The organism is Pseudomonas sp. GM60, from assembly GCF_000282415.1.
In the GTDB taxonomy this organism is placed as follows: Bacteria; Pseudomonadota; Gammaproteobacteria; order Pseudomonadales; family Pseudomonadaceae; genus Aquipseudomonas; species Aquipseudomonas migulae.
Window position 1 is genome coordinate 51,392 of the sequence record NZ_AKJI01000041.1, and the last position, 7,888, is coordinate 59,279.

6 protein-coding genes and 1 pseudogene are annotated in these 7,888 nt (G+C 61.0%); 3 read left to right on the forward strand and 4 right to left on the reverse strand.

Annotated elements, in window-relative coordinates:
* The first annotated feature begins 127 nt into the window (after positions 1-127).
* Positions 128-1,342, forward strand: a complete 1,215-nt coding sequence (gene serB, locus PMI32_RS18215) for a phosphoserine phosphatase SerB (protein ID WP_008027919.1) — start codon at positions 128-130, stop codon at positions 1,340-1,342.
* A 127-nt stretch (positions 1,343-1,469) separates the two neighbouring features.
* On the opposite strand, the pseudogene PMI32_RS0128770 reads toward serB, so the two are convergent.
* The 4 genes and pseudogenes from PMI32_RS0128770 to PMI32_RS18200 all read right to left on the reverse strand — a co-directional run.
* A pseudogene (locus tag PMI32_RS0128770) lies at positions 1,470-2,113 on the reverse strand (cyclic-di-GMP receptor FimW-related protein); the annotation flags it as partial.
* A 226-nt stretch (positions 2,114-2,339) separates the two neighbouring features.
* Positions 2,340-3,200 carry an archaetidylserine decarboxylase gene (gene asd, locus PMI32_RS18210; protein WP_008027923.1) on the reverse strand — a complete coding sequence of 287 codons (861 nt, stop codon included), beginning with the start codon at positions 3,198-3,200 and terminating at the stop codon, positions 2,340-2,342.
* Positions 3,201-3,218: 18 nt separating this feature from the next.
* Entirely contained in the window at positions 3,219-4,034 is an 816-nt protein-coding gene (locus tag PMI32_RS18205; RefSeq protein ID WP_008027926.1) for a rhodanese-like domain-containing protein, read from the reverse strand.
* Between the two features lie 39 nt (positions 4,035-4,073).
* A complete protein-coding gene (locus PMI32_RS18200; protein ID WP_008027928.1) occupies positions 4,074-5,612 on the reverse strand; it encodes an HDOD domain-containing protein in 1,539 nt (512 codons plus the stop codon).
* 166 nt (positions 5,613-5,778) lie between these two features.
* Here PMI32_RS18200 and motA point away from each other — a divergent pair, with 166 nt between their 5' ends.
* Together motA and motB are read left to right on the forward strand one after the other, a co-directional pair.
* Entirely contained in the window at positions 5,779-6,630 is an 852-nt protein-coding gene (motA, locus tag PMI32_RS18195; protein WP_008027935.1) for a flagellar motor stator protein MotA, read from the forward strand.
* 3 nt (positions 6,631-6,633) lie between these two features.
* Positions 6,634-7,653, forward strand: coding sequence for a flagellar motor protein MotB (motB, locus tag PMI32_RS18190; protein ID WP_008027938.1), 1,020 nt, complete (start codon positions 6,634-6,636; stop codon positions 7,651-7,653).
* The last annotated feature ends 235 nt before the right edge of the window (positions 7,654-7,888 follow it).

Genomic DNA, 7,888 nt, shown 5'->3' on the forward strand with positions numbered 1-7,888 from the left:
GGCTCTTTTGTCCGTGAAGTTGACGCGCAGTATAGCGACAGGCCCTAGACCGGCAAAGCGCTCACGGTGCCCGATGGTCACTGAAAGTGGGTAGAATGCGGTTTTTTTCCACCTGCGGGGGTGCGCCTTGCGCGAAATCGTCCTGATAAACATCACTGGTGAGGACCGTCCGGGTCTCACCGCGGCCATTACCGGCGTTCTGGCCCAGGGTGGTGTGAACATTCTCGACATTGGTCAGGCGGTGATCCACGACACCTTGTCGTTCGGCATCCTGGTTGAAATTCCTGACACCGAGCAAGGCAAGTCGGTGCTCAAGGACATCCTGTTCAAGGGCTATGAGCTTGACCAACAGGTGCGTTTCACGCCGGTGTCCGAAGAGGATTACCAGCAATGGGTCGGTAATCAGGGCAAAAAACGCCACATCGTGACGCTATTGACCCGCAAAGTGACTGCCGGGCAATTGCAGGCCGTGAGTTCGATCACCGCCAAATATGGCCTGAACATCGACCACATCGATCGCCTGTCCGGGCGCATGCCGCTGGATACCCCGGCCGATAAAGGCAAGGGCTGCATCGAGTTTTCCGTGCGTGGCGAAGCGGCGGATCCGCAAGCGTTGCGGGCCGAGTTCCTCAGCGTCGCCCAGGAATTGAACGTCGACATCGCCTTCCAGGAAGATTCGCTGTTCCGCCGCAACCGTCGTCTGGCGGTGTTTGACATGGACTCGACGCTGATCGAAGCCGAAGTCATCGACGAACTGGCCAAGGCGGCCGGTGTGGGCGATCAGGTTTCGGAGATTACCGAGCGGGCGATGGCCGGCGAGCTGGATTTCCGTGCCAGCTTCAAGGAGCGCCTGGCGTTGCTCAAAGGGCTGGATGTCAGCGTGCTGGATTCGATCGGTGCCTCGCTGCGCCTGACCGAAGGCGCCGAAACCCTGTTCGCCGAACTCAAGCGTCTGGGCTACAAGACCGCGATTCTGTCGGGCGGCTTCACCTACTTCGCCAAGCAATTGCAGGCCAAGCTGGGCATCGACTACGTGTTCGCCAACGAGCTGGAAGTGGTCGATGGCAAGGTTACCGGCGTGGCTGTCGAGCCGATTGTCGATGCGCAGCGCAAGGCGGATCTGCTGAAGGAGCTGGCGCACAAGGAAGGCTTGCGTCTGGAGCAGACCATTGCGGTCGGCGACGGCGCCAACGATTTGCCGATGCTGGCGATTGCCGGGCTGGGCGTGGCATTCCGGGCCAAGCCGCTGGTCAAGCAATCGGCGAAGCAGGCGATCTCCACGTTGGGGCTGGATGGCGTGCTGTATCTGCTGGGCTTTCGGGATCGTGACGGGCAGCTCTGAGTCTTGTATTGACTGATAGGGCCTCTTTGCGGGCAAGCCTCGCTCCTACAGGTTCGCGGTATTGTCGTAAACCTGTAGGAGCGAGGCTTGCCCGCGAAGGACGCACCGCGGTCTCAGGACTTCACCCTCAAAGCGTCTGCCACAACGAATAAAACTCTTCCTCGACACCGACAACGCCGCTCCCCGCGGCGCTGTCGTTTCTGGCGGCCTCAAGTGAACGATACGCAAACTGATTGAAGCTGTTGGTGCTCGACACCCGCCGATCCAGTCCGGCCCGGCGCTCCTCGCCGTTGGTGTTGATCAGCACCTTGTGCCCTTCCTGGAACGGCAGGCGCGGAGCGAGCAGGGTGGCCGGCAAATCTATCGCGCTGATGGCCGGCAGCAACAGGCCGCGCAGGTAGTGGCTGTGGTCGTCCCGGGTGCGCACCAGTTGCAGGCCACAAGGTTCGGCGTATGGCGCGACTTGCTCGATGCCCATCTGCGTGCCGCCGCCGCGAACCTGGCGGATCCAGCGCACCACCGCAATGCTCCACCTGCGCCCGCCGTGTCCTCGATGTCGACCATCTCGCCAGCCTTTAACTCGGCAGGTACTGCGTCAGGCCAGGCCAGGCAATAACCGCCCGGGCTGTGATTGATCACGGACAGGACGTACGTCGAAAAGTGGCGGTTGCGGTCGCGGGCTTCGTGATTGTCATCATTGCGCAGTTGCGGGTATTCGATTTCTTCGTAGGGCAGCAACGCGTCGGCGGTGCCGTGGGGCGCGTAGCAGAAGGTGGGGACTGGTTTCATTCATGCCGTGGACAAACTCCAACCGGGAAATGGGCAGTGAATGACCAGACTTTAGCAGCGATGCCCCCGGGACGGGCATTGCAATTGCCCCTCTGTAGGAGCGAGCTTGCTCGCGAAAAACTCGAGAACGACGCGGAGTGTCAGATTTGCCGCGTTATCGTTGACGACCATCGCGAGCACGCTCGCTCCTACAGGTGATCGAGGGGGATCAGGCTTTCGGCAGGCCCATGCCCTGGCCCATCTGCACCGGCGAACCGGCCGCCAGTTCTTCAGCCCATTGCACTTGATCCGGGCCGAACAGCACAACAGCCGTCGAACCCAGTTTGAAACGACCCAGTTCCGCACCTTTCTCCAGGTGGATCGGCGCACGGGCAGCTTCGTCGTAGCGGAAGGTTTTCAGCTCGCGTTTCGGTGGAGTTACCAGACCAGCCCACACGGTTTCGATCGACGCCACGATCATCGCGCCCACCAGCACCACGGCCATCGGCCCGCGCTCGGTGTCGAAAATGCACGCCACACGCTCGTTGCGGGCGAACAGCTCCGGAACGTTTTCCGCCGTGGTCTGGTTGACCGAGAAAATCCGCCCCGGAATGTAGACCATCTCGCGCAGGGTGCCGGCCAGCGGCATGTGCACGCGGTGGTAGTCTTTCGGCGACAGGTAAATCGTCGCGAAATCACCACCCATGAACGGCGCTGCGTTGGCCGCGTCACCACCCAGCAGTTCCAGCACGCTGAAGCTGTGGCCCTTGGCCTGGAACACGCGGCCGTGCTCGATTGGGCCGAGCTGGCTGACCGCGCCGTCGGCCGGGCTGAGGATGGCGCCCGGGGTTTCGTCCAGCGGACGAGCGCCGTCTTTCAAGGCGCGGGTGAAGAACGCGTTGAAATGCTCGTAGGCGGTCAGGTCTTCGACCAGGGCCTGGGACATGTCCACCTGATAACGCTTGGCGAACCACGCGGTGAACGCATTCTTGAACCAGCGCACACGGCATTCGGCGATGCAGCCGGCCATTCGCGAGAGCAAGTGGTGGGGCAGCAGGTATTGGCTGAGGATAAACAAACGCTTATTCATTAACTGTCCTTAAAAACCTTAAATCTCTACAGGCGTATCGGGATGGTTACCCCATTCGCCCCAGGAGCCGGCGTAGCCTTTGACCCGCGGATAACCGAGGGACTTGGCCACCAGATAGGTGAAGCCAGAACGGTGGTGAGTCTGGCAGTGGGTAATCACTTCTTTGTCTTTGCTGATCCCGAGTTGTTCGAGGATCTGCGGCATGTCCGAGCGGATGCGCAGGTTGCGCGCCCGGTCCATGCCTGCCGTCCACTCGAAGTTGACCGCACCGGGAATGTGTCCGCCCTTGGCTGCCAGGACTTTCTCGCCGGAGTACTCCAGCGGCCCGCGCGCATCCCAGATCGCCAGGTCGGCGGCGCCGAGACGGCTTTGCAGGTATTCGCGGGTGGCGGTGGGTTCGTCGTGCAGGGTCAACGCAACCGGGCCGCCGACCGCGGGCGGGATCTGGATCGACATCGGCGAGCCTTCCGCCAGCCATGCCGTCAGACCGCCGTCGACATAGTGATACTTGTGGTGGCCGATGACATCCAGCAGCCAGATAAAACGCCCGGCCCAACCGCCGCCTTCGTCGTCATACACGACGTAGACCGCATCGGGGTTGTGGCCCAGTTCACCGAACAACGCTTCGAGAGCCGCTTGCGGCGGCATCAGGCCCGGCGCCGGTGGCTGGCCGAGTTGCGTGCGTTTCGGATCGACGAAGCGCGCGCCGGGAATATGCCCTTCGGCATAGCGGGCGCTGCTGGTCAGGTCCACCAGAATCAGATCGCGGGCGTCGAGGCGAGAGAGCAAGTCGCTCGGTTCGATCACCAGCGGCAAGCCAGAGAAGTCAGACATGTGAGGTCTCCAGAGCACAAAGGGGAGGATTGTAGCGGGTCATTGGCCGCGATGGCTAAAGGTGTGCAGGGCTTTCTCGATGCACTGCGCGGTTTTGCCAAAGGCTTGCACGGTAATTTCGGAGAACGGCCCGCCGCCCTGGTCCGCCACCACGATCATGATCACGCGGCCGTTGTTGACCAGCGAGCGCAACAGCAGGTGTTCGCCGCCGAACTGCGAGCGCAGGCTGGCCGGCAGCAGCGCCGAAAATTGTGCGTTGTTGGCCGGGGTCAGGCGTACCTGGGCTTGCTGCGAGAGCAGGCGTTGCAGCACGGTGCTTTGGCTGACCACGAAATTCAGGCCAGCCGTTTCTTTCGGCAACCCGGCAATCTGGTGCACGCGCAAATTGGCGTGCGTGCGGTCGGCCATCAGGATCATCACCCGGCGCATGCCACATGCAACCAGTGCATCGCGGGCCGAGTTTGTCAAGTGCATGGCATTGGTGAAACGACTCGGCTCCACCAGCAGCTCGGCGCATTGTTTGCGCCACTTGGCCAGGTCCTCGGCGGTCGGCGCCGGGGCCGGCAGCAAACCAGCGTGCACACGGTTCATGCCCTGCGGCCAGAGCAGCGCGACGGCGGGGTGCCAGAGGTCCGGCATGGCGTGCTGGCGCGCACTGTTGGCGGCCTGCTGGTGAAGTTGCTGCTGCACCTCGTCCATCGGCATTTGCAGGTAAAGACTGGTCAGGTACTGCCAGCGTTCACTGTGCGGACAGTCCCAGGCGTGCTGTGCCGACAGCGCCAGACCGTTGGCCAGCAACACCGTGTTGGCCGGCTGATTGAGCCAGCGGCGCAACGTCGGATCGTCATCGAGACGGTTCTGCTGGCGCAATGGATGATCGCTGTCGCGCGCGATGCGCAGGACTTTCACCAGTTCCCGTTGCTCATTGAGTAACAGCTTGTAACCCTGCTGCACCCAGTTCGGCAGGTGCCAGACTTCCACCAGTGCCTGACCGATTTCCAGCAGGCGTACGCCGAATAATTGTTTCTCGACTTTACGTGCGGACTCGCCCTTATGGATGACCCGCAGCTCCCATTCTTCGAGCAATTGCGGATGGGTCAACGCCAATGGCCACAGCGGCGATAAAAACAGCAGGCTGCCCCAGTGGATGTCCTGCCACAGTCGCGCCAGGCGAGCGGCGAAAAAGCCGTTGGCCTGTTGCGTCGCGTGCTGGCTGATCATCTGCAACTGACGCAGGGCCACGGGAATGTCCGATTCCGGCATCGCGGGCAGCCGTGCGAGCAGTTCTTCGGTGCGCTTCAAACCGAGGCGATTGATCGCCACCTCAAGGTTTTCCGCAGGCTCGGTCATGCTGCCGTGGGTGTGCCGGTTGGCTTCACGAATCACGCTCAAGGCCAGGGCGGGGCTGTCCTGCATCAGCTCGGCGATATCGCGCAACGAGCTGCGGTTGTCGCCGATGGCCTTGCAGACCCGGTCATGACTGCCTTGCGGAACGGGCAGGTGCACGCCGTCCAGAAGCTTTACCCAGCCTTGGAGAGTGTTTGGTTTTGGAGTTGGTACGTTCGTTTCGTTAGCCATGGTTGGACGCGATCATCGTCTGCATTACCTATGCCCGAAGTGGGCCAAATTGGCTTTTCGCCTGAACTGGCTATAGTCTGGCGCAGTTTTGCCGATAAGTAGAAGAAGAGATTTTTTAACTTCCGAATATGACCTTGAACCCGACTCAGTAAGTGCTCTCCTACCTATGGCTAAAATAATCGGCATCATCGTCGTATTCGCGAGCGTGCTCGGCGGATACGTGCTTTCCCACGGCAAGATTGCCGCCCTGATTCAACCCTTCGAGGTGATGATCATCGGTGGCGCGGCCCTTGGTGCATTCCTCCAGGCCAACCCCGGTTACATGACCCTGCACGTGCTCAAGAAGTCCTTGAGCATGTTCGGATCGCGCTTCAACCACGGCTACTATCTTGAAGTGTTGGGGCTGATCTACGAGATCCTCAACAAGAGTCGCCGCGAAGGCATGATGGCCATCGAAGGCGACATCGAAGATGCCGCCGCGAGCCCGATCTTCGCCAAGTACCCGTCAGTGCTCAAAGACGAGCGCATGACCGCGTTCATCTGCGATTACCTGCGCATCATGTCCTCCGGCAACATGGCTCCCCATGAGCTGGAAGGCCTGTTCGACATGGAACTCTACAACCTCAAGGAAGACCTCGAGCACCCGTCCCACGCGGTGAACGGCATCGCCGACGCCATGCCCGGTTTCGGTATCGTCGCGGCGGTATTGGGTATCGTGGTGACCATGGCGTCTCTGGGCGAAGGCGACCAGAAATCCATCGGTCTGCACGTGGGTGCGGCACTGGTCGGTACCTTCTTCGGTATTCTCGCGGCGTACGGTTTCTTCGGTCCGCTGGCCCACTCCCTGGCCCACGATGCCAAGGAAGAGCTGAACGTCTACGAAGCCATCAAGGCCTCGCTGGTGGCTTCGGCTTCCGGCATGCCGCCATCGCTGGCGGTAGAGTTCGGACGCAAGGTTCTGTACCCGGCGCACCGTCCTAGCTTCGCTGAGCTGGAACAAGCGGTTCGCGGTCGCTAAGTTATGGAAAATAATCAGCCGATTATTATCAAGCGCGTCAAGCGCATCGCCGGCGGGCATCACGGGGGCGCCTGGAAAATCGCCTTCGCCGACTTCGCGACGGCGATGATGGCGTTCTTCCTGGTGTTGTGGCTGCTGTCCACTGCGACACCGGAACAGAAGCTCGCCATCGCCGGTTACTTCAAGGACCCGGTCGGCTTTACCGAAAGTGGCACGCCTTACATCATCGATCTGGGTGGCACGCCGACCCTGGCGCCGGAAAACACCCTCAACCCCGAGGTGAAATCCCAGCCACAGCCGGACAAGGTGACCGTCGACGCCGAACAGGTCGAAGGCATGGCCGAGATGGTGGAGAAGGAACGCCTCGAACTGTTGCTGCAAGAACTGCAGAACAAGGTCGAAGAGAATCCGCAACTGAAGAAATTCAAGGACCAGATTCTGTTCGAGATCACGCCGGACGGTTTGCGCATCCAGATCGTGGACGCCGAAAACCGCCCGATGTTTGACTCCGGCAGTGCGCGCCTGAAACCGTACTTCGAAGACATCCTGCTGGCCATGGCCGACACCATCAAAGCGGTGCCGAACAAGATCAGCATCAGCGGCCACACCGACGCCAAGCCGTACAGTGGCCAGGGTGATTTCGGCAACTGGGAGCTTTCAGCCAACCGTGCCAACGCTGCACGTCGTGCGCTGGTGGCGGGCAGTTATCCGGAGCAGCAGATCGCACGCGTGGTCGGTTATGCCTCGTCGGCATTGTTCGATCGCGAGAACCCGCTCAACCCGGTCAACCGCCGTATCGACATCATCGTGCTGACCAAAAAAGCCCAGCGTGCCATCGAAGGTTCGCAAGGCGCGGAGCCGACTTCGGAGCCGACACAAGGGCAGGGCGGCCCGGGTGAAGTGCCGGCCGATCCGAACGCACTGCCGGCGGATAAAGAACCGTTGCCGGCGCATGAGCTTCGCGAGCGCTTGAATCTGTTCGATGACCCGGCACAGAAACCGGCCGAACCGCCGAAGCAGTGACCCACAAAAAAGCCGACAGCGATGTCGGCTTTTTTATTTCACGGGTTTGAAGGCCGTGTGAGGTCCCTTGTAGGAGCCAGCTTGCTGCGGGCGGCGTTCCGACGATGGCGGCCTTACGGCTGGCGTGGGTTTTTGTGTGTACATATCCATTCCTGCGGTAACGGCCGCCTATGGTTTCGCTTTTACAGCGAGTCACTTGGAAAAGCGCCAAGTAACCAAGCGCTCTTGCCCCTTT

What these genes read in the sequence shown, in the direction of transcription:
- motA (WP_008027935.1), top strand. Translation starts at nt 5,779, where the DNA reads ATGGCTAAAATAATCGGCATCATCGTCGTATTCGCGAGCGTGCTCGGC.
- motB (WP_008027938.1), top strand. Translation starts at nt 6,634, where the DNA reads ATGGAAAATAATCAGCCGATTATTATCAAGCGCGTCAAGCGCATCGCC.
- PMI32_RS18205 (WP_008027926.1), bottom strand. Translation starts at nt 4,034, where the DNA reads ATGTCTGACTTCTCTGGCTTGCCGCTGGTGATCGAACCGAGCGACTTG.
- asd (WP_008027923.1), bottom strand. Translation starts at nt 3,200, where the DNA reads ATGAATAAGCGTTTGTTTATCCTCAGCCAATACCTGCTGCCCCACCAC.
- PMI32_RS18200 (WP_008027928.1), bottom strand. Translation starts at nt 5,612, where the DNA reads ATGGCTAACGAAACGAACGTACCAACTCCAAAACCAAACACTCTCCAA.